Below are 23,397 nucleotides of genomic sequence, written 5' to 3' on the forward strand. Positions count from 1 at the left end.
GACAAAAAGCATAAATAAGTGCAGAATTTCAGAGAAATATGTCAAAATACTTCTCTGGTTTTTAGCAAAGAGAGCTTTGATTGATAAAAGCAGTGTTTCTTAAGTTAATGAGTAGGTGTTTTATTATAAGGTAGAAATATTAAGAGTCTTTTCTTTAATGTATTTATTTTTATCTAGGCAGTTACGGTACTTTTGAATTAATAAAGCTTTTCCCAAGCTATTACTAGACGTTATTTATAATGCGGTTATTTTTTAGTTCTTGAAATATTAGAATTTTAAAATATCAATTTGTATTTTTTTATAATCAAAATGTATTTCAATATGAATTTTTGAAAACAACTAAAAGTTTACACTTTTTTTCTTGCTATTTTCTTTATGTTCTTTATAAAAGAGCGAAGTAATTTTTATAGGGCTTTTTTTTTGTAAAAAGGAAGAGCTATTATGATTAAAAGGGGGGGCAATGCCATTGGGGAGATTTTATTGTTTTTCTTTATTTCGAAACCTTCGAGTAAAGAGGCTTTATTTTTCTCTCAGATCTGATTTTTCTTTGAAGATTATCCATTTTATTTTTATGATAAGAGTAAAGTTCGTCTTTATCAAAAGAGCGGGCTGCATTATTTTGATTAGGGAGCTTATAATTTAAGCTTAAATTATACAGAGTATTTTAAAAATTATTTTTTTCTGGGTTTAAAAATTTTTAGTTAGAAGCGAGCGATCATCTTTTCTGAGCTCCAATATATTTCAAAGATTTTAGAGTGATGCCGCAATAAGCTTCGGTATCTAATTTATAATTGCTTATCTTTTTAATTTGGTAGATGCGCAAAAACAATTTTGCGAAGGGGAAAACTTTTTCTGAAACAATGCTTGTTCTATTTTTAGGATTTATTTTCATTGAGGGGGTTTGTTATGAAAAAAAATTCAACAACAAAGGGAAATAATTTGGATGCAAAAGGGAATGATTTGGATGATTGTCATTTCCCTTATCGGTCATTTTTGTTCAAAGCTGTAATATTGGGGACTGCAATGACAGCACTCTTATCGAGTGTTGCATTAGTTTTTCCTGTGCACTCTGCTTCTATAGAAGAAACAGCTCAAAATGCAAAAAAATCTGAAAGTTTAAAGGATTATAGATCCCAAAATAAGAAGGGAGCTGATACATCTCATTTATGGGGATTGAATAAAAATATCGCTTTGATGGATGGTGTTGCGCAAGCCAAGCATAAAACGCTGAATGTGGCTGCACCTACAAGGAATTTATTATTAAAAGAAAATATTACTATTGGTTCATTGATGAATGCAGCTGATCGAATGGCGACAGACTCAATTTCAATAATGCATAGCAATTATGAAGGAAGGGATGCGCCCATTAATTGTGCTATCAGTTTTGATACACCAACTGCTATGTGTTTTGGTTTTAGAGAGCGTATGGATAGTCAAGATTTGCCTTCTATTTCTTTAGCGCATTATGCTCACTCTTATGACAATCGTGTTTCAGATAATTATGGTTCTCAAATCGATAAAGCCTCAAAAGAAGGGGATGTACAGTCGGATAGTTCAAGAAGTTTGTCAAAAGAAGCAGAAGGCGAGGAAAAGACATATCTAGAGGAGGGTGCAAAGTTAGCGGATATTTTAAATGACACTCCTATCGTAACAACGTTCATGACTCAAGATAAGCCTAATCTCGGTGGAGGAGATGTTTTTATTAGTGCTAATAATTCTTCTGGTGATAAAATTTACAGCAGGTTTGGAATTGCTGAGACGAGAAGTCTTGATGATTTGTTATGTAATACCGCTTCTAAGGATATATTGTGTATTGGTCAGCTTACTGCAGCGAAGGGGTTTGCTTCTGTTGCGTTAGGCTATGGATCTCAGGCTATCCGTGGCCCTAATGTTGCTGGTTACGATCCTATAACTGATGGGATTTCAACCAGCAGTGACTATTTATGGAAAAGTACTCATGGTGAGCTTGGTATCGGTAATATGGACATTAAGAGATCACGACAAATTACAGGAGTAGCGGCTGGGCGTGAAGATAACGAAGCAGTGAATGTTGCACAGTTAAAAGCATTAAGAAAATGGGTGCAAACGAGAGATACAGATATAAGTGACATCATTCAGTTCCGTTTACTTAATGTGTACGGATCTGGCCAAATCTCTATTGGTTGGGATAAGGCTTCTGTTCAGTCAATAAGTGTGAATCATAAGAATGGCAATAAACGCTATATTGAGGGCATTAGAGATGGTGTCATTGCATCAAATTCAAGTATGGCAGTAACGGGAGGACAACTCTATAGTGCCTATAAGACAGTGGAAAAATTTTTAGGTGGTGGTGCATCATTCGGGGTAGGCGGTTTTGGGGATAAACAACCAATTTTTAATATTCAGGGGAATCGCTATCGTGATGTTGGGGCTGCTTTTGATGGTGTTGATAACTCTTTCAGCAAATTTGATAAGTCTATCGAGGAAATCAAAAATGATATTTCCAGTGCGATGGGTGATAGCCTTGTTAAGCAAGATGTTAAGACGGGTATTATTACTATTGGTAGTGAAAAAGAAGGCACTGTAATCGACATTGCAAATAGTAAGCAAGAAACTCGACAGCTTACAGGCTTGAAGGCTGGAATAATTTCTCAAAATTCAACTGATGCGGTAACAGGTGGGCAGCTTTGGACAACTAGAGAGAAGGTTAATGCGCTGGATACAAATATAAAAGTTGCAATTCTTGATATAGCAATTGTAAAAAATGATGTATCGATACTTGAAACGAATGTAAATAATGCTGCAGCGAATATATCGCAGTATTTAGGCAGTTATGCAGATGTGTTAAAAGGTGTAGCCCCAATTTATGAAATCCAGGGTCAGACATATCGTGATGTTGGGGCTGCTTTTGCTGGTGTTGATGACTCTTTCGGCAAATTTGATAAGTCTATCGAGGAAATCAAAAATGATATTTCCAGTGCGATGGGTGATAGCCTTGTTAAGCAAGATGTTAAGACGGGTATTATTACTATTGGTAGTGAAAAAGAAGGCACTGTAATTGACATTGCAAATAGTAAGCAAGAAACTCGACAGCTTACAGGCTTAAAGGCTGGAATAATTTCTCAAAATTCAACTGATGCGGTAACAGGTGGGCAGCTTTGGACAACTAGAGAGAAGGTTAATGCGCTGGATACAAATATAAAAGCTGCAGTTCTTGATATAGCAATTTTAGAAGGTGATGTGTCGATACTTGAAACGAATGTAAATAATGCTGCAGCGAATATATCGCAGTATTTAGGCGGTTATGCAGATGTGTTAAAAGGTGTAGCCCCAATTTACGAAATCCAGGGTCAGACATATCGTGATATTAGTTCTGCTTTTGATGGTGTTGATAAATTTCTCACAAAAATTAATTCTGGAAATCTGGAACAAGATGCTTTGTTGTGGAGCGATGAAGAAAATGCTTTTGTTGCTCTTCATGCTGCAGAAAAAGGGAAAAAATCTCAAAATAGCAAACTAAAATTTCTTTTAGATGGAGATGTTTCTGAAGGTTCAACAGAAGCGATCACAGGGAATCAACTTTATGTTGTAAGCAATCAGCTTGCTTTGTATCTGGGTGGTGGTGCTGGATATAATAATGGCCAATGGATAGCTCCTACTTTCAAGGTTGCTCAATTTAGTAATAATGGCTCTTATTCTGCTGAGAAGACCTACAATAATGTTGCCGATGCTTTTGATGGCGTTAATAAGAGTATGGCAGATATTAATAATCGTGTTAATGAGGCTACTCAAAATGGGGGTAAAGATTCTTTAAATTGGAATGAAAATATAGGAACTTTTGATGCTAGTCATAATGGTAAGCCTGGTGCAGTCACCAACGTAGCTGATGGTAAGGTCGAACAAGGGTCAAAAGATGCCATTAATGGTGGTCAGCTATGGGATGTTAAAGAAGATGTTAAAGGTGTTCAAAATCAAGTTAACGATCTTAAGGATAAGGTGAATGGTTTTGATGATAAGCTAAACGGTATCGAAAATGCAGTTGATGATATGAAGGATAAAATTAAGGATGCTACGGATGGTGTCGTGAGCTATGACAAAGATAAAAACGGCAAAAAGACTAACAAAATCACTTTACAAGGTGGAGATGAAAGCAAACCCGTAACACTTGATAATGTAGCTGATGGTAAAGTTGAAAAAGGATCACAAGAAGCAGTCAATGGTGGTCAGCTGCATGACTATACCAAGGAGAAAATGCAACTTGTTCTTGATGATGCAAAAAAATATACTGATGAAAAGATAAAGAATATCGTTGTTGATTTTGTTGATGAAGCTGTTGCAAAAGCTAAAGACTATACAGATCAGAAATTCAATGTTTTGAGTTATGAAATTGATGGTGCACGCAAAGAGGCCAGACAAGGTGCAGCAATTGGTTTGGCCGTATCTAACTTGCGTTATGATGATACACCTGGAAAGTTCAGTCTTGCGTTTGGAGCTGGTATGTGGCGCGGTGAATCTGCTGTTGCTTTAGGTAGTGCTTATACATCTGAAAATGGTAGGGTCCGCTCTAACTTATCCGCAACTAGTGGCGGAGGTCATTGGGGAGTAGGTGCAGGGCTAAGCCTTACACTAAATTGATGATGAACAATCGAAAGAGTATAGCCAGTTTTTTGTTCGCCCTTGTTTTATTCTTGTTAAACAAGGGCGAAAGCTTTGCTGATGAACAAAGCAATCTTTATACAGTGCATCCACCGCAACTTTCTGTCCCTGGTGGTTTACCAGGTGAAACACGCCGGATCATTATGCAATTTAGTGATTGGACTTTGATTTGCGATGAAAGCCAAACGGTTAAGCGAGGCGTTTGTAATGTGACACAGGCAATCCATGATCAAGAAGGTCATACGATTTTTAGTTGGTCTCTTGTGTTAACGACCAGTGGTCAGGCAGTTATGCTTTTACGGATGTTACCCAGCGCAGATATCAGTGTTCCGATCCGGGTATCAGTAGAGGGATTTTCAGATCCTATAGTTATTGGTTATACGCAGTGCGATGCTAAGGTTTGTTTAGCTCAATCGCCTTTAGGTCTGATTTTGCGTCAGCAAATAGAGCAGAGGGGAAAAGTGCGTATTTCTTATCAGGTCACAAGTGGTAAGATATTTTCTTTTGTTGCTCCCTTTGAGGGATTGAGTGAAGCACTTTTATCTTTACAACAATAAAATATGGCAGTGATTTGATGTGCAGAACTAAAATTTACCAATGCTTAAGTTTATTGTTAAATCAAAATAAAGACGATAAAAGATGCAATGGTTAGGCACTGATATGCAGGGTGATAGAGTCTTTTTCGATTATATGATTTTCCATGAAAGTCTTCTCTTTGTTTATACTGCTTTTGATTGATGTACAAAGATTTGTCATTTGCTTATTTTATGTTTCATTGTAAAATCGCATTTTTTAAGTTTTTGATATTTTTCAGCTATTGTAGAGTTAAAGAAAAAGTTGTTTAGTCATAGACTTCTCAATGCCAAAGCTTTAAATTGAACAAATGGAATATGAATGCATTTAAAATGAGAATACAAGTTTATAAATGTACCGTTTGATGACAAAAAAGCTTTGCATTTGGTTGAAGATAGTCAACATGTGTTTAGGTATGTTTTGAGTGAGGTTGGCCTTAAACTGCAAGTTGTTGATAAAAAACAGAAGAGTATTTTACTGTTTCAAAGTGTAGAATGTTCATTAAATCAAATACACCGATACCGATGCGATCATGCTATTTGATATTGAAACAAGGATTTTAATAAAGTTTTACTAAGCGACAAGTGTATGATGTTATCATAAAAAATATGTCTTAAGCGCTTAGAGTGATTAGAATATAGAAATTAATGAACAGTAATGAAAAAAACAACAAGAAGAACAGCAGGTGGGCGCGGTGGTGCAGGATCGCACGAATTGTATCAGCGGGTTAAAAAGAAAGCTGGAACGATTAAGGCGTCGTCGCGGCGATGGTTAGAGAGGCATTTGAATGATCCTTATGTCCATCAATCAAAAGCAGATGGTTATCGTTCGCGTGCAGCTTATAAATTAATCGAAATAAATGAGCGCTATAAGATACTCAAAAAAGGTCAAAAGATCATTGATCTAGGAGCAGCACCTGGAGGATGGTGTCAAGTGGCAGCGCGTCTTGTGGAATCAAAAGATTACAATCCTAGCGTGGTTGGTATTGATTATTTACATATGGAACCACTGCCAGGAGTGGCCATACTAGAAATGGATTTTTTTCACGAAGATGCCCCACAAGAATTAATAAGCACTTTGGGATCAAAACCAGATGTGGTGCTTTCCGATATGGCTGCGCCAACGACAGGTCACCGTCAGACTGACCATCTGAGGACAATTGCTTTATGTGAAGCTGCTGTTCATTTTTCTATTTCGGTTCTTAAGCCTGGTGGGCATTTCTTAACAAAGACTTTTCAAGGAGGAGCAGAAGGCAATCTTCTTGCAACATTGAAACAGAATTTTAAGAAAGTGCATCATGTTAAACCTCCTGCAAGTCGAGCAGAGTCTGTAGAGCTTTATCTTTTAGCTCTTCAATTTAAAGGAAAAACCGATTAAAGAAAAAGATGAAACATAGCAATAGTCTTTGTTATATAAAAGAGTTGGAAATAATGAAGCCTATCGAAATGTAAAAGTGTTTTCAAATAATTGTCAATGATATTGTGTACGGTTTTTCTTTTGTAAATCATGAAAGACTGTTAAGAAAGGGCATTGTCTATAACAATAATGTCGTGAGCGTTTCTATGAAATTTCTTGATCAGGCTAAAGTTTATGTTCGTTCTGGTAGTGGCGGAGCAGGGGCGGTATCATTTCGTCGTGAAAAATTCATAGAGTTTGGAGGGCCCGATGGAGGCAATGGAGGGCGTGGAGGTGATGTTTGGGCTCTTGTTGTTGATGGGCTTAATACGTTGATCGATTATCGTTACCAACAGCATTTTAGAGCAAAAAACGGTGGTCATGGCAAAGGGCGCAATATGACAGGTGCAAAAGGTGATGATGTCGTTCTGAGAGTGCCAGTTGGAACACAAATTTTTGAAGAAGATAACAAAACATTAATCTGTGATTTAACAGAGGTTGGTCAACGTTATTGTCTTGCAAAAGGGGGAAATGGCGGTTTTGGGAATCTTCATTTTGTAACATCTACAAATCGGGCACCCCGCCGTGCAAATCCAGGTTTAAGTGGAGAAGAGCGTGCGCTTTGGTTACGTTTGAAACTGATTGCTGATGGTGGGATTATTGGTTTGCCGAATGCTGGAAAATCAACTTTTTTGGCATCAGTAACAACTGCGAAGCCAAAAATTGCTGCTTATCCTTTTACGACTTTATATCCTCATCTTGGTGTTGCTCGCATTGATGCGCGTGAATTTGTTTTAGCGGATATCCCTGGCTTAATTGAAGGAGCGCATGAAGGTGTAGGGATTGGTGATCGTTTTTTAGGGCATGTGGAACGTTGTCGTGTTTTATTGCACTTAATTTCTATTCAAGAGGAAGATGTAGTAAAAGCGTATCAAATTATCCGTCGAGAACTTGAGACATATGGAAATAATTTGAGCGATAAAACTGAAATTGTAGCTTTAAGTCAGGTAGATACGCTTCCTATTGAAGAGTGTAAAGCGAAACAAGAGGCTTTACAAAAGAGTGTTGGTCAGCCTGTTATGATGTTTTCTGCAGTAAGTCATGAAGGATTAGATAATGTTTTGCGCTCTGTCGCGCACGTTATTGAAATGGCGCGTGCAGATATGATCAACAAACATCAGGATTGATGAAGATGGTTGTTCAATTGCAAAAACTTGAACAATATAAGCGCATTGTCATTAAAGTTGGCTCTGCACTTTTGGTTGATCCTCAAACAGGTTTGCGCATTGAATGGCTTAAAAGTTTAGTAAATGATGTGGCTGTATTGCGCCAAAAGGGTGTTGAAATTTTATTGGTATCTTCTGGTGCTATTGCCTTAGGGCGAACATTGCTACATCTTCCTAAAAGGGTTTTAAAATTGGAAGAAAGTCAAGCATGTGCTGCTTTAGGTCAAATTGAACTTTCTAAAGCGTATACTGATGTGCTTGCTCAGCATGGATTGAAAACTGGACAGATTTTACTAACACTATTAGATACGGAAGAGCGTCGACGTTATCTCAATGCGCGTGCTACTATGAATACGCTTTTACGTTTTGGAGCAGTTCCTGTGATTAATGAGAATGATACCGTTGCAACAAGCGAAATTCGGTATGGTGATAATGATCGTTTAGCTGCACGTGTTGCGACGATGATGGGCTCTGATCTTTTGGTTCTTTTGTCAGATATCGATGGTCTTTATACATGTTCTCCTCATTTAGATCCAACGGCTGAATTTGTTCCTTTTATTGCATCCATCACAAGTGATATTGAAAAAATGGCAGGTGTTGCTGCTTCAGAGCTTTCACGGGGTGGAATGAAGACTAAACTTGATGCTGGAAAAATAGCTAATTCTGCTGGAACAGCTATGATCATCACCTCAGGAAAGCGTATGAATCCTCTTACAGCAATTGACCAAGGGGAACGCAGCAGTTTTTTTGCTCCTAATGAAAAATCAGTAAATGCATGGAAAACCTGGATTTCTAGTCATTTAGATCCATCCGGTATTTTGACTATTGATCAAGGAGCGGTTAAAGCTCTTAAAGATGGAAAATCATTATTGGCCGTAGGGATTATAGCGGTTGAAGGTGTATTTTCTCGAGGAGATACGGTTGCAATTGTTGATGAAGGTGGGGTTGAGATTGCTCGTGGTCTTGTAAGCTATGATAAAGATGACGCTGTGAATATTATGGGGTATAAAAGCGAGGAAATAGAACAAATTCTTGGGTATGAACCGCATTCTGCTGTAGTACATCGCAATGATATGGTTTTACGCTGCTTGACTGATCCTATTTAAAAAAGTTATTTCTCACTGCATTTTGGAAAAATGGATGATTGCATGACTTTGCAAGAAAAAATGAAAATCATGGGGAAAAAAGCACGTAATGCTGCTTTAGTACTTGCGGTTGTTTCTGCTGAACAAAAAAAACATGCGTTAGAAATGATAGCTCTCAGTTTGGAATCTCAAGCAGATGAGATTTTATGTGCTAACAATCAAGATTTAATCAATGCTGCACAAAATAATATGGCAGCAGCAATGATTGATCGGCTAAAATTAGATGAGTTACGTCTATGTGCAATGATAGATAGTGTTCGTCAGATTGCTTGTTTGCCCGATCCTGTTGGACAAGTTATAAATGCATGGACACGTCCAAATGGGCTTCATATTAGCTGTGTAAGAACGCCTCTTGGTGTCATTGGTATCATTTATGAAAGTCGGCCAAATGTGACAATTGATGCAAGTTGTTTATGCTTAAAATCTGGAAATGCTGCAATTTTGCGGGGTGGTTCAGATAGTTTTCATTCTGCATATGCTTTGCACTCAGCTTTAGCTATGGGGTTAGAAAAAGCAGGTTTGCCAACAGATGCTATTCAAATGGTTGAAACTACAGATCGCGATGCTGTTGGAGAAATGCTCAAGGGGTTAGATGGTACGATTGATGTTATTATTCCTCGTGGTGGACAAAGCCTTGTGAAGCGTGTTCAGTCTGATGCACGTGTTCCAGTTTTTGCGCATTTAGCAGGACTTTGCCATATTTATATTGATCAATCGGCAAATGTAGAAATGGCACGTGATATTGTGCTCAATGCGAAATTGCGACGTACAGGTATATGCGGCGCTGTTGAAACAGTTTTAATTGATCGTCAGGCGTTAGAAAAGTTTCTTCCTGTTCTTATTGCTTTACAGGAGAAGGGATGCGAAATTCGTGCAACAGAGGATATTGTCTCATTAGTCCCGACATTTGCGTTGGCTTGTGAAGAAGATTGGTCTCAAGAATATCTTGATGCTATTCTTTCTGTCAAAACAGTTGAGGGTGTTGAGGGAGCGATTGAGCATATTGTGCGTTATTCATCAGGACATACTGAATCGATTATTGCTGAAGATGTAGGGGTTGTGGAAATATTTTTTAATCGTTTAGATTCAGCTATTTTACTTCATAATGCATCTACACAGTTTGCAGATGGAGGTGAATTCGGTTTTGGAGCAGAAATTGGTATTGCAACAGGAAAAATGCATGCGCGTGGGCCAATAGGCGTCGAACAGCTGACATCATTTCAATATCAAATTAGAGGAAATGGACAAGTGAGGCCTTGAAGCAGTCGTTTTTTCCATGGGAAAACCGTATGCCATATGTGGAAAGGTCAAATATTGTTGGCCTTTTCGGTGGCTCGTTCAATCCGCCCCATGCCGGGCATCTTCTTGTTGCAAAGACTGCAGTTCGTCGTTTGTATCTTAATCAATTGTGGTGGATGGTAACACCAGGGAACCCTCTTAAAGATTGTACACAATTACCATCTTTACATGAAAGAATACGGTTAAGTTCTGAACTCACTAATCATCCAAAAATTCGTGTAACAGGTTTTGAGGGTGTGATGGGAAGCAAATTATCAGCAGAAACGGTTTCTCATATTCTTACACGCCATAGCGAGGTGAATTTTGTATGGGTCATGGGTGCAGATATTTTAGCAACAATTCATTACTGGCATCGGTGGCGTGATATTGTATCTATGCTCCCGATTGTAATTATTGATCGTCCCTCAGTGCGTATGGCAGCGCTTTCTTCCCCTATGGCGCGAACTTATCGTTATTTTCGTTTAGATGAAAGGAAAAGTCCACTCTTGCCTTTTATGAGACCTCCAGCTTGGACTTATTTACACGGACCTTTGTCTTTTCAGTCTTCAACAAAACTTCGTTTAGAAGGAAAATAATTTTTCTTGAACATTTTATAAGATTTTGCTCCTTTCTTAAGAGGAGCTTTATATTGAGTAAGAAAGGATATTGATCTGAAAAACGTTTCGCAACAATGTAGCCATATGGTTTCTCCTTCGTTAGAAAAAAAAATCTTTTCAGTAGCGGATGGTCTTAAGGTTGTCCTCAATAGTTTAGAAAATACAAAAGCAGAAGATATTATTTCCATTGATATTCAAGGAAAATCATCTTTGGCTGATTATATAGTTATTGCTTCAGCTCGTTCGCATCGTCATGTGTCATCTGTTGCTAACCATTTATTATGGACCTGGAAAGAGAGTGGATACGGTACAGCAAAAGTGGAAGGGCTTTTGGGAGGTGATTGGGTATTGATTGATACGGGAGATATCATTGTTCATCTTTTTCGTCCTGAAATTCGTGCCTTTTATAATCTAGAAAAAACGTTGCTTACTCCAGATTTAGGCACTATGCAGATGGTTCTCATTGGAGATCATTGAATGCAAATTTCTATTTTTGCTGTTGGTCGTATGAAAGTAGGAGCTGAGCAGGAATTAGTTCATCGTTATTTAGATCGTTTTTCTAAAAGTGCTGGAGCAGTGGGTTTGCATTTTAGAAAAATGCAGGAAGTATCAGAAAGTCGTGCTCAGACAGCATGTCAGCGTATGGAAGAAGAAGGTAAGAGACTTTTTGAAGCTTTGCCTGAGCCAAGTCGGTTGATTGTATGTGATGAGCGTGGAAAATCAGTTTCATCAATTGCTTTTGCCGAAAAGCTCGCATTTTATCGTGATGAAGGCGTTCGTGATTTAGTAATTGCCCTAGGAGGGCCTGATGGACATAGTGAGCAGGTTAGAGATCGCGCTGACTTCCTTTTATCTTTTGGCTTGATGACATGGCCACATCAAATTGCACGCATATTGCTTACAGAACAGCTTTATCGGACTGTCACAATTGCTAATAATCATCCTTATCATCGTTTTTAATCTTTGATGTGATTTTTATATTTATTACAGCGCTTATTAATATTGTTTTAGGTGACATTACTTAAGTTGTTTTTTATGTAATTAGGTTTAGCAGTTAGGCAAATGAAGTTTTTTCTTTATGAAAAGATGCAATACTTATCTAAAGTGTGTGTAATGTCTATGATGTTGGCATTAGGCATGGTTTTTTTTTCGTCTATATCGTATGCAGAAGATATACATAGTCGTGAAATAGCGCATAAAATTTTAGTTGAAACGCGCCAAAATATCTCTTTATCACGTGAGCGTATTGCTCAACTTTCCGATCAAGTTAATCGCTTAAAAAAAGATCAACATACTTTGACCAGAGAAATCATAAAGGTAGCTAAGGCAGAACGCGATACGGTAAATAGTATTAATGAAACGGAGAAAAAGCTTGAAAAACTTACATATCAACAGAAAAAATCACAGCAAAATTTAAAAAATCATCGAGATGAATTTGCAAAAGTGCTCACTGTTTTAGAACGGGTGGGAATGAATCTCCCTCCTGCTATTATGGCGCGACCTGAGGATGTATTGGCTTCAGTACGTAGCTCTGTTTTATTAGGAGCTATTATTCCTGAAATGCGAAAAAAAATACAAGATTTGACAGTGAATTTGAGAGAATTAACTGATTTAGCCCGTTCAGTTAATACAGAATATGCGATTCTAAAAGTTGAAATACAAAATCAAGTTGAGCAGCGAAAACAGTTAGAACTTTTACTTAATGAAAAAGCGAAATTACAAAAAATGTCAGAACAAGAACTTATAGAGCAGCAACGAAAAAATGTTGCTCTTTCTGAAAAAAGTCAATCTTTGGAAGAATTGATTTTAGAGATTAATCGTCAGTCACAATTCAGCTCTAATCTATCAATGCAGAAAAGTTTACAATTGCTAGAAGAGCTCAATTTTGAAAATCAGAAAGGTATGTTGCTTTTACCTGTTGCAGGAAAAAAAATCCAACAATTTAATAATAGTTCGTACGTTACGCGTTTTGGTGAAATCATTGAAACAGAAACAGCGGCTGTGGTTTTGTCGCCTGTTGATGCGCTGGTTGTTTTTGCTGGATCATTTCGTTCTTATGGACAGTTAGTTATTCTTGATGTTGGACGTGGTTATCATATAGTTCTTGTTGGGATGGCGAGAATAAACGTAACTCAAGGGCAGTTTGTTCTTTCAGGTGAGCCTCTTGGTATGATGAGTACGCAATTTATTGCGAGCACTGTTGCGTTGGATGTAGGGAAAAATGCTCCAATGCTTTACATTGAGTTTAGAAAGGATGGAAAGCCTGTGAATTCAACCCCTTGGTGGCGGACTGAAAAATCGAAAAGGAATAAAGATGATTCGTAAAGTTATTTTTTTTGTCGCTGGGGTTTTTCTCAGCGCCAGTTTGATAGTCATGGCGCAGTCTATTACTACGAATAATGAACAAAATACTTATAAACAATTGGCTAGATTTGGTGATATTTTTGAGCGGGTGCGCACGCAATATGTAACAATTCCGGATGATCAAAAACTTATTGAAAATGCTATTAATGGTATGCTGTTGTCTCTCGATCCACATTCATCTTATATGGATGCTGAAAAAGCGAAAGATATGCGGGATTCTACAAAAGGAGAATTTGGAGGTCTTGGGATTGAAGTAACTATGGAGAATAATTTAATTAAAGTTGTTTCTCCGATAGATGACACCCCTGCTGCAAAAGCAGGTGTTTTAGCAGGAGATTTCATTTCAAAAATTGATGGGAAACAGATCAGTGGTCAAACTTTGAATGAGGCTGTCGACCAAATGCGGGGGCCTGCTGGAACACCGATTACGCTGACAATTAATCGCTTTGGTGTTGATAAGCCACTCGATATCAAGATTGTTCGTGATATCATAAAAGTAAAAGCAGTTAAGTATCGTGTTGAAGGTGATATTGGTTATTTAAGACTTATCCAGTTTACGGAAAAGACTTTTTCTGACCTTCAAGCTGCGATTAAAGATATTCAGTCTAAAATCCCCACAGATAAATTAAAAGGATATGTTCTTGATTTGCGGCTTAATCCTGGTGGTCTTTTAGATCAGGCTATTAGTGTTACAGATGCTTTTCTTAATAAAGGTGAAATTGTTTCAACTCGTGGCCGCAAGCAAAATGATGTGATGAGATTTGATGCTAAGCTAGGGGATTTGACTGATGAAAAGCCTATTATTGTGCTTATTAATGGTGGTTCAGCGAGTGCTTCTGAAATTGTTGCAGGTGCCTTACAAGATCACCGTCGTGCTACAATTATAGGAACGCAATCTTTTGGTAAGGGGTCTGTTCAGACGATTATCCCTTTAGGTGAAAATGGTGCCTTACGCTTGACTACAGCACTTTATTACACGCCATCTGGTACATCAATTCAAGGGATTGGGATCACGCCGGATATTGTTGTAGAGCAACCGTTGCCTGAAAAATATAAAGGGTATGATGTAACGCTTGGTGAATCTGAATTAAGGGGTCATATCAAGGGGAAGCAGGAGAGCGATAAAGGATCCGGTTCAGCTGCTTTTGTTCCAAGAGATCCCAAGGATGATGTTCAATTGAATGAGGCTTATAAGCTTTTGCGAGGTGAAATCACTCATGCAGCATTTCCACCTGACCCCAATAAGGTGTTTTAAAAAAGTAAAAGTTAACTTGTATGTCTGATGTTTTCAACATCAGACATACTTTTGGGAGAAGCATTTCGATGGATACAATGGTTGATTTCAAAACTCTGCCTTATCGAAAAGGCGTTGGAATAGTTGTATTTAATCGTGAAGGGCAAGTTTGGATTGGACGCCGTTTAATAACATCTTCTCATACTTATGCTGAGGTATCCAAACTTTGGCAATTCCCTCAGGGAGGGATTGATGAAGGAGAAGAACCATTAGATGCAGCACGGCGTGAACTTTATGAAGAAACAGGTATGCGATCTGTGAATTTGATTAAGGAAGTGCAAGATTGGTTTTGTTACGATTTTCCACAAGAGCTTATTGGACACGTACTAAATAATCAGTATCGTGGACAAATGCAAAAATGGTTTGCTTTTCAGTTTATAGGAGAGACTTCTGAAATCGTAATCAATTCACCAGAAAATAGTAATAAAGCGGAATTTGACCAATGGAAATGGATTAACTTGGAAGTACTTCCTTCAATTGTCGTTTCTTTTAAGCGACATGTTTATATGAAGGTTGTTCATGAATTTCGCAACATTATTTAAATATTTGTAAAAATTGTGACTGTAAAAAGCTGTTTTTTATGAGATATTTTAGTATTATGAATTACTATCGAGAATAATAGGAGTGATTCTATTTTATTTAAGGAACTGGATGTAAAATGAAAAAAATATTAAATTTATTTGTAATTTCTGCTTTCTTGAGTATTTCCTCTGCAGCGTTTGCTCAAAATGTAAAACCAGCTGCAACGAAGCCTTCTGTTGCTACACTGCCGAATGGTGCTTCTTCATTAACTGAGACTTACGGTTTGTGGAGCGTTAACTGTGGTATACAGGATGGGAACAAAATTTGTATTATGCTTCGTCAGGAAGTTAATGAGCAAGATCGTGTTCTATTGTCTATGAGTGTTTCTCTTGATGGGGAAGGTACTGTATCTGGCAATTTGACGATTCCTTTTGGTATATTGGTTTCTAAGCCTATTCGTTTGCATGTAGATGATTCGAAATCTGTTATTGAAAGCAATGTTCGCACTTGTGTGCCAGCAGGTTGTGTGGTTCCAATAGTTTTTGACAAAAATTTTGTAGGGTCTTTACGCGCTGGCAAGCAGTTGAAATTATCTATGACAGTTGCTGCTCCAGGTGAACCAACCTTGGATAATTTATTTGTGCAATTGGATGGTTTCAGCAACGCTCTTAAGCGTTTAACTTCTTTGCAAAAATAATATTAGTGAAGAAAAAAGCTGTCTTTTGAGTGCTTTTTAGAAGATAAGTATTATGGTCGGATTTTCTAAAAGGAGGGGATCCGATTTTGGAGGTGCCTTTTCCGTTCAGTACTTATCCTAATTCTATGAGATGTTGTCTTATTTTTGTATTTATTGCTCAGCCTTTATCATGAAGTAGTATGCTTAAAAGCTAGAGTAGTTATTTTCTTCCGTTATCTATTAAAGAAATATGGCTCTATAAGTGTAGAGCGATGTTTCGATAGGTTTATTTTCGTAAATTTTTTATATATAACCTTTTATTATGTTGGCGAATAAGGGATAAGGGATGATTTATGCATTGCTTCAGGTGATTGATCTTGTTTTCAGTATTTATATTGCTTTTTTGATAGCGAGTGCTGTTTTCTCTTGGCTTTATGCATTTAATATCGTGAATAAATACAATCCTCTTGTCACTGTAATAGGAGATTTTTTATATCGTATTACAGAACCAGTTCTAAGTCGTGTTCGGTATTTTTTACCAAATTTAGGAACAATTGATATTTCACCCATTGTTGTGTTCATGATTATTTATTTTATTCGCATCTTTATGTGGCGTGCTTATTCAGGTCTATTTTTATAAAAGTGAAAATGTCATGTTAGGCGAATGAAGATGTTTTATCGAGTTGATGTTGATAGCTTGATCCTGTTTGTACGTTTAACACCAAAAGCTTCAATGAATAATATTGTAGGGGTTGAAAGCAGAGATGATGGCAAACAATATTTAATTATACGTCTTTGTGCTGTTCCTGAAGATGGCAAGGCAAATAAAGCATTAATTAAGTTTTTAGCGAAGCAATGGAAAATTCCATCTTCTTGTATCTCTCTTGAAAATGGTGCAATATCACGTTACAAGCAGTTGCGTTTTTCAGGGGGAGTAGAGAAAATAGAGAAAATATTGCACTCTTTGGGTAATTATACTCCTGCACGAACATGAATGAAAAATACAAGCCTGTTTTTAACAGGCTTTGCTTTGTTAAAATCATTTATTGTATTGCTTTAGCTCGTTCAATGGCTTGTTGAATGAGCTCACGTGCAAAATTTTTATCACGCCAACCTTCAATTTTAGCCCATTTTCCAGCCTCAAGATCTTTATAATGTTTGAAGAAATGCTCAATTTTCTTTAATATGTTTTCGGTAAGATCTGTATAATCATGAATGCCGATATATTGTTGTGTTAATTTGGGAGTGGGAACAGCAATAATTTTTTCATCCTTGCCACCATCATCTTCCATAATTAACGCCCCAATTGGGCGAACATTGATAACACAACCAGGAATGAGCGGGCGGGTATTACAGACAAGAACGTCAATCGGATCACTATCTTCTGAAAGTGTATGTGGGATGAAGCCATAATTACCAGGATAGACCATTGATGTGGAAATAAAGCGGTCGACAAATAATGAGCCAGATTTTTTATCCATCTCATATTTCACTGGTTGGCTATCAACAGGTACTTCGATAATAACATTAACATCCTCTGGTGGATTATTACCAATAGGTATTTCTTTAATATTCATGTAAATATCCTCTTGCAAATAAAGTCGAGCCAAATGTAACGAGAATTAAGCTCTAATATAATCAGGTTAAAATTGATGAACGTGTTTTTTCAAAGCGTTTGCGTTCATTAGGATCTAGATAAAGTTTGCGCAAACGAATATTTTTAGGGGTTACTTCTACAAGTTCATCATCTTGTATCCATGATAGTGCACGTTCTAATGTCATTTTGACTGGCGGTGTTAATTTGATCGCTTCATCTTTACCAGCAGCACGCATATTGGTTAGCTTTTTTCCTTTTAATACATTCACTTCTAAATCGTTATCGCGTGAATGTATGCCAACAATCATGCCTTGATAAACTTTAACACCTGCATCAATGACCATGGCTCCACGATCTTCAAGGTTAAAAAGCGCATAGGCGACAGCTTCACCATTGTCATTTGAAATCATAACACCGTTGATACGGCCACCAATCTCTCCTTTATAAGGTTCGTAAGCACGAAAAAGGCGATTCATGATTGCTGTACCACGTGTATCGGTTAACAATTCAGATTGGTAACCAATAAGTCCCCGAGTTGGTGCGTAAAAGACAAGGCGTACACGGTTGCCACCAGAGGGACGTAATTCAACCATTTCTCCTTTACGTTCTGACATTTTTTGCACAACGGTTCCAGAATATTCTTCGTCAACATCGATCACAACTTCTTCGATTGGTTCTAAAGTTGTTCCGTTTTCATCTTTTTGCATGACGACACGTGGGCATGAAACACTTAGCTCAAATCCTTCTCGACGCATATTTTCAATGAGGACTGCTAGTTGTAATTCTCCTCGCCCTGAAACATAGAAAGAATCTTTATCAGCAGACTCTTCAATTTTAAGAGCTACATTACCTTCTGCTTCTTTTAATAAGCGATCACGAATGATACGGCTTGTCACTTTATCTCCCTCAGTTCCAGCAAGGGGGCTATCATTTACCAGAAAACTCATGGTAACAGTGGGAGGATCAATGGGTTGAGCAGTAAGGGGTTCGTGAATTTCGGGGTCACAGAAAGTATCGGCAACTGTGCCTTTCTTTAGACCTGCAATAGCTACAATATCACCGGCAACGCTTTCTTCAATTGGTTGTCTTTCTAACCCACGAAATGCTAAAATTTTTGAAATACGCCCAGTTTCTAAAACTGTTCCATCTTGTCCAAGAATTTTAACGTTTTGATTGGGCTTAATAGAGCCTGAATGAATTCGTCCTGTAATGAGGCGGCCCAAAAATGGATCTGCTTCAAGAATAGTACCGATCATGCGGAATGGCCCCTCCGCTACAGTTGGTGCAGGTACATGGCGAATTACAAGATCAAATAAAGGGCTTAATCCCTGATCTTTTGGTCCTTCAGGGGATTCAGCCATCCATCCATCACGACCTGATCCATAAAGAATAGGAAAATCAAGCTGTTCATCGGTTGCATCAAGAGATGCAAACAGATCAAAAACTTCGTTAATGACTTCATCAGCACGTGCATCAGGTCGATCAATTTTATTAATGACAACAATAGGACGTAGACCTACTTTCAATGCTTTTCCAACAACAAATTTCGTTTGTGGCATAGGTCCTTCAGCGGCATCAACAAGTACAATCGCTCCATCCACCATATTGAGAATACGTTCAACTTCTCCTCCGAAATCAGCATGGCCAGGAGTGTCAACAATGTTAATTCGGGTATCTTTCCAAACGACAGATGTTGCTTTTGCTAAAATTGTAATACCGCGTTCTTTTTCGATGTCATTTGAATCCATCATGCGCTCACCGGTACGCTGGTTATCACGGATATTTCCTGATTGTCTGAGAAGCCCATCTACAAGTGTTGTTTTACCATGGTCAACGTGGGCAATGATGGCGATATTACGCAATTGCATAAATTTTCTTCTTTTCGTTTAATGAAATTTCATTTGAGGCAAAGTTTTTGTATTTTTTACTTTGCAGTTTGAAGTCTTGTACAGTTTTTTTTATAATTTTGGAAGAGGAAGAACTGCTTTTCTAAGGAAGTATTTATGAAGATTTTTTGTATATTTTGCAGTTTTTGTAAGTTTTGAGAACCCCTTTGATAGAACCTCTATTTCATATAGAGTGCGCATTCAATGCAACCTAATCTCCTTATATGGTATTAAGCTGCATTGAATGTATTTTTTATATATTCGAGTTAGAGCAAAGTTCCAGATAAGATGATAGAAGCAATAGAGAAATAAATCACAATTCCCATAACATCTACTAAAGTTGCAACAAAAGGAGCTGAAGCACTTGCTGGATCAAATTTAAAAGATTTAAGAATAAAAGGAAGCATAGAGCCAGACAAAGAACCAAATGTCACAACTCCAACCAATGCAGCACCTACTGTCATAGCAACAAGAATCCAGTGTTCACCATAATTATAGATACCGAGTTGTTGCCAAAGTATAATGCGCATAATTCCGATACCTCCGAGTAGAAGACCCAGAGCTACTCCTGCTGGAATTTCACGCATGATAACTCTCCACCAATTTTTGAGTGAGAGTTCACGTAAGGCTAATGCGCGAATGATAATGGATGTTGCCTGTGATCCGGAGTTTCCTCCTGAGCTCATAATGAGAGGAATAAACAGCGTAAGAACAAGAGCTTTTTCAAGCTCATCTTCAAAATGTTGCATGGCACTTGCTGTTAACATTTCACCCATAAAGAGTAGAGCAAGCCAGCCGCCGCGTTTTTTCATCATGCCAAGAAAATTTATCTGCATATAGGGTTTGTCAAGAGCTTCCATACCTCCAAATTTATAGGTATCTTCACTCATTTCATCGACTATAGTATCAAGCACATCATCGACCGTTACAATACCAATGACGTGATTATTGTCATCGATAACTGGTACAGAGAGAAGATCGTGGCGTTGAAAAAGGCGAGCAACATCTTCATGATCTGTAAAAGGTGATATTGTAATCGGCGTGTCATGTGCAGAAACATTGAGAATTTGATCATCAGGTGAAGCAAGAATAAGACTACGCAACGAAACAGCTTTTAGAAGCTCACCTGTTTTGGGATCAATAACATAGCTTGTATAAACTGTTTCACGCGTTTGTTCAACATCACGAATGTGATCTAGAGTTCTTTGTACGGTCCAGTTTGCTGGAATTGTTATAAACTCTGTTGTCATTAAGGCACCAGCCGTATGGTCAGGATAACTGGTAAGTTTTTTAAGTTCAGTCCGTGTTAATGGTTTTAGTAAAGCATAAAGCTGTGTACGTGTTTCTCCATTAATTTCTTGGAAAACGTCTGCAGCAGCATCTGCTGACATGCCATCAAGAATTTCGACAGAACGATTAATAGGCAGAAGTTCAAGAATAGCAGCTGGTTGTTCGAGCTCTGGTTTATCAAAAAGTTCAATCGTATAATCGAGCGGTAAAAGACTGAGAATAGTTACACGTTCCATAATATCAAGATCGTTGATTATATCAATCGAGTCAGCAAAATGACGATTTTTAAATTCTTCGGCGATCGCCTCCGGAGAAAGATTTTTGAAGTCGAAGGTTGTTTCAATTTTAGTCATGCTCAAGCACCTTCCAAAAGTTAGAAAATTACGGATCTGGATATATGGATAGGAATAAATTAAAATTATAAGAAAATTAAAAGAAAGTCCCACTCCATTTCTTCCTCAATTGTTAATATTTCAACTAAAGTCAAGGATAGATCACAGGCTATAAACAGTTTCATCTTCGCAATAGATGGCGCTTTTATTTTTATCTATCTTTTATAAGAAAGTTGTTTTTTATTTTTTTGTATTAAAAATATGAGTTTAAAAGACTGTTTTGAAGCGCATTGAATAATTTGATAGTGTGATCAATACATATTGTGAAAGTTGTTATTTTACAAATTTTATAGGAGGCATGGAATATCATGACGAAAGAGGCAATATTGGATTGGACAGGATTTTCAGGGCTTCCAGATTTTTCTTTAATAAGTGATGATGATTTTAAGCCTGCTTTTGAGCAAGCGCTTAAAGAAGCTGAAGAAGAAATAGAAAAAATTGCATCTATAGCAGAATCACCAACACTTGAGAATTTTTTGCAACCTTTTGAGCTTTCTGGAAGGGCACTTGATCGCATGTGTTCAATATTTTTTATGCGTTCAGGTGCACATAGCAATGCATTGATTCGGCAGTTAGAAAAAGAATTTATTGTAAAGCTTTCTCGTTATTCGTCAAAAATTATGATGGATACCCGCATCTTTATGAAAATGGATGTGCTTTATAAACAAGCACAGCAGAATGCGTATGATGGTGAAACGAAGCGCGTGATTGAGCAAGGGTGGAAACAGTTTATATATAATGGTGCAAAACTTGATGAAAAAGGTAAGAAACACCTTGCTGAAATCAATGAAAAGCTTGCTCTCCTAAACGCTACTTTTGGTCAACATGTGTTAAAAGATGAAGCTGAATGGGTTTTATTTTTAGAAAAAACAGATTTATCTGGTTTACCTGATGATCTGGTTTCTTCAATGAAAGAAATTGCATGTGAAAAGGGGCGTGATGGAGTTTATGCGCTGACATTGACACGCTCGATTGTTGAACCTTTTTTGAAATTCTCGCATCATCGTGATTTACGTAAAATAGCGTTTCAAGCTTGGTCTAAACGTGGTGAAAATAGCAATGATAATGATAATCGAGAGATTATTGTAGAAATTATCAAGCTTCGAGATGAAAAAGCTAAATTGCTGGGATATAAATCCTTCGCGGATTTAAAACTCGATAATACTATGGCCAAGAGCGTGGATTCAGTTATGAATTTGCTCATGCCTGTGTGGGAGCGAGCAAGAGCTAAAGCTGCTGCTGAGCAGGCTGAATTACAAAGTTTTTCAGAAAATCAAGGAAATAATGAATTTTTAGCTGCTTGGGATTGGCGTTATTATGCTGAAAAATTACGTGCTGAAAAATTTTCTCTCGATGAAGCTGAAATTAAACATTATTTTCAGTTGGACCGCATGATTGAAGCAGCGTTTTCAGTAGCAGGAAAACTTTTTGGAATTTCATTTGAAGAAAAAACATCTACAGTGCTTTGGCACCCTGATGTGCGTTTTTGGGAAGTGAAAAAATCTGATGGGGGGGTGCTTGGGCACTTTATCGGCGATTATTTTGCACGTTCTTCGAAAAGGTCTGGTGCATGGATGAGCAGGCTGCAATCGCAGCATAAATTGGGTAGTGGACAAAAGCCTATCATTTATAATGTTTGTAATTTTGCTAAGCCGCCTAAAGGGGAGGTTGCTCTTTTATCGCTGGATGATGCGCGTACACTTTTTCATGAATTTGGGCATGCGTTGCATGGTTTGCTTTCTGATGTAACATGGCCATCTGTAGCAGGGACATCTGTTTCTCGTGATTTTGTTGAGTTACCCTCTCAACTTTACGAACATTGGTTGACTGTGCCAGAGGTATTAAAATCTTACGCTACGCATGTGAAAACAGGTCTGCCTATGCCACAAGATTTATTAAATAAAATTGCATTAGCACATAAATTTAATGCCGGTTTTTGTGCAGTTGAATTTATTTCATCAGCTTTAGTTGATATGGCCTTTCATAGGGGAGAAATAGTAGATGATCCGGCATTATTTGAGCATAAGGAATTAGAAAAACTGAAAATGCCTGATACAATTGTTATGCGTCATCGTCCTCCGCATTTTACGCATATATTTTCAGGGGATGGTTATGCTGCGGGTTATTATTCTTATATGTGGTCAGAAGTACTTGATGCTGATGCTTTCCAAGCTTTTGAAGAAACAGGCGATGTTTTTCATCCAGAGCTTGCTGAGCGACTAAAGCGCTTTATCTATTCTGCAGGAGGCAGTTGTGATCCAGAGGAGCTTTATGTAGCTTTTCGGGGGCAATTGCCTTCACCAGAGGCGATGATTGAAAAACGTGGCTTGTAAAAAATATAACCAATATGGTGTGAGCCATATGAGTCTTTACTTTAGGTTATGAAGATATCGTATTTCCTCATGAAATAGGCTATTATGCTGGCTTTGTTTAGAGTTTTTTTATGGCTCTCAAGGGATACGCTATAGAAAAGCAGACAAATCGACTGTACCCAACAGAAAAGGAAT

The 23,397-nt window shown here is 37.7% G+C and carries 19 protein-coding genes; 16 read left to right on the top strand and 3 right to left on the bottom strand.

Annotated elements, in window-relative coordinates; translation table 11 throughout:
* Positions 1-906 precede the first annotated feature (906 nt).
* The 15 genes from BARBAKC583_RS01505 to BARBAKC583_RS01580 all read left to right on the top strand — a co-directional run bounded on the left by BARBAKC583_RS01505 (position 907) and on the right by BARBAKC583_RS01580 (position 16,719).
* Positions 907-4,614 carry a Vomp family autotransporter gene (locus BARBAKC583_RS01505; RefSeq protein WP_005766221.1) on the top strand — a complete coding sequence of 1,236 codons (3,708 nt, stop codon included), beginning with the start codon at positions 907-909 and terminating at the stop codon, positions 4,612-4,614.
* A gap of 32 nt (positions 4,615-4,646) precedes the next feature.
* The gene (locus BARBAKC583_RS01510; protein WP_005766222.1) at positions 4,647-5,192 is read left to right on the top strand and encodes an invasion associated locus B family protein; all 546 of its coding nucleotides are present in this window, start codon (positions 4,647-4,649) and stop codon (positions 5,190-5,192) included.
* Positions 5,193-5,865: 673 nt separating this feature from the next.
* A complete protein-coding gene (locus BARBAKC583_RS01520) occupies positions 5,866-6,585 on the top strand; it encodes an RlmE family RNA methyltransferase (protein ID WP_005766225.1) in 720 nt (239 codons plus the stop codon).
* 185 nt (positions 6,586-6,770) lie between these two features.
* A complete protein-coding gene (obgE, locus tag BARBAKC583_RS01525) occupies positions 6,771-7,790 on the top strand; it encodes a GTPase ObgE (protein ID WP_005766227.1) in 1,020 nt (339 codons plus the stop codon).
* A gap of 5 nt (positions 7,791-7,795) precedes the next feature.
* Complete coding sequence (proB, locus tag BARBAKC583_RS01530; RefSeq protein WP_005766230.1) at positions 7,796-8,935, top strand: glutamate 5-kinase; 1,140 nt, start codon at positions 7,796-7,798, stop codon at positions 8,933-8,935.
* Positions 8,936-8,995: 60 nt separating this feature from the next.
* Complete coding sequence (locus tag BARBAKC583_RS01535) at positions 8,996-10,234, top strand: glutamate-5-semialdehyde dehydrogenase (protein ID WP_005766233.1); 1,239 nt, start codon at positions 8,996-8,998, stop codon at positions 10,232-10,234.
* Between the two features lie 29 nt (positions 10,235-10,263).
* On the top strand, positions 10,264-10,848 hold the full coding sequence (locus tag BARBAKC583_RS01540) for a nicotinate-nucleotide adenylyltransferase (RefSeq protein ID WP_005766235.1): 585 nt from the start codon (positions 10,264-10,266) through the stop codon (positions 10,846-10,848).
* Between the two features lie 105 nt (positions 10,849-10,953).
* On the top strand, positions 10,954-11,346 hold the full coding sequence (rsfS, locus tag BARBAKC583_RS01545) for a ribosome silencing factor (protein ID WP_005766238.1): 393 nt from the start codon (positions 10,954-10,956) through the stop codon (positions 11,344-11,346).
* A complete protein-coding gene (gene rlmH, locus BARBAKC583_RS01550) occupies positions 11,347-11,829 on the top strand; it encodes a 23S rRNA (pseudouridine(1915)-N(3))-methyltransferase RlmH (RefSeq protein ID WP_005766240.1) in 483 nt (160 codons plus the stop codon).
* Between the two features lie 153 nt (positions 11,830-11,982).
* Positions 11,983-13,194: a murein hydrolase activator EnvC family protein gene (locus BARBAKC583_RS01555; protein WP_005766242.1), complete on the top strand. Its 1,212-nt coding sequence runs from the start codon at positions 11,983-11,985 to the stop codon at positions 13,192-13,194.
* Positions 13,184-14,488: a S41 family peptidase gene (locus BARBAKC583_RS01560; RefSeq protein WP_005766244.1), complete on the top strand. Its 1,305-nt coding sequence runs from the start codon at positions 13,184-13,186 to the stop codon at positions 14,486-14,488. Before BARBAKC583_RS01555 ends, BARBAKC583_RS01560 begins: the two co-directional genes overlap by 11 nt.
* 68 nt (positions 14,489-14,556) lie before the next feature.
* Positions 14,557-15,069, top strand: coding sequence for an RNA pyrophosphohydrolase (locus tag BARBAKC583_RS01565; protein WP_005766249.1), 513 nt, complete (start codon positions 14,557-14,559; stop codon positions 15,067-15,069).
* A gap of 116 nt (positions 15,070-15,185) precedes the next feature.
* Complete coding sequence (locus BARBAKC583_RS01570; RefSeq protein ID WP_005766252.1) at positions 15,186-15,746, top strand: invasion associated locus B family protein; 561 nt, start codon at positions 15,186-15,188, stop codon at positions 15,744-15,746.
* A 325-nt stretch (positions 15,747-16,071) separates the two neighbouring features.
* Positions 16,072-16,365 (top strand): YggT family protein, encoded by a 294-nt coding sequence (locus tag BARBAKC583_RS01575; protein ID WP_005766255.1) that lies wholly within the window; start codon positions 16,072-16,074, stop codon positions 16,363-16,365.
* A 30-nt stretch (positions 16,366-16,395) separates the two neighbouring features.
* Positions 16,396-16,719: a DUF167 domain-containing protein gene (locus BARBAKC583_RS01580; RefSeq protein ID WP_005766258.1), complete on the top strand. Its 324-nt coding sequence runs from the start codon at positions 16,396-16,398 to the stop codon at positions 16,717-16,719.
* Between the two features lie 49 nt (positions 16,720-16,768).
* Here BARBAKC583_RS01580 and ppa read toward each other — a convergent pair whose 3' ends face one another.
* The 3 genes from ppa to mgtE form a co-directional block, all read right to left on the bottom strand.
* Positions 16,769-17,302, bottom strand: a complete 534-nt coding sequence (ppa, locus tag BARBAKC583_RS01585; RefSeq protein ID WP_005766260.1) for an inorganic diphosphatase — start codon at positions 17,300-17,302, stop codon at positions 16,769-16,771.
* Between the two features lie 61 nt (positions 17,303-17,363).
* On the bottom strand, positions 17,364-19,190 hold the full coding sequence (typA, locus tag BARBAKC583_RS01590; protein ID WP_005766262.1) for a translational GTPase TypA: 1,827 nt from the start codon (positions 19,188-19,190) through the stop codon (positions 17,364-17,366).
* A 284-nt stretch (positions 19,191-19,474) separates the two neighbouring features.
* Positions 19,475-20,851, bottom strand: coding sequence for a magnesium transporter (gene mgtE, locus BARBAKC583_RS01595; protein WP_005766264.1), 1,377 nt, complete (start codon positions 20,849-20,851; stop codon positions 19,475-19,477).
* 347 nt (positions 20,852-21,198) lie between these two features.
* Between mgtE and BARBAKC583_RS01600 the strand changes: the two genes are divergently transcribed.
* Entirely contained in the window at positions 21,199-23,223 is a 2,025-nt protein-coding gene (locus tag BARBAKC583_RS01600; RefSeq protein ID WP_005766266.1) for a M3 family metallopeptidase, read from the top strand.
* The last annotated feature ends 174 nt before the right edge of the window (positions 23,224-23,397 follow it).

The organism is Bartonella bacilliformis KC583, from assembly GCF_000015445.1.
GTDB classification, from domain to species: Bacteria; Pseudomonadota; Alphaproteobacteria; order Rhizobiales; family Rhizobiaceae; genus Bartonella; species Bartonella bacilliformis.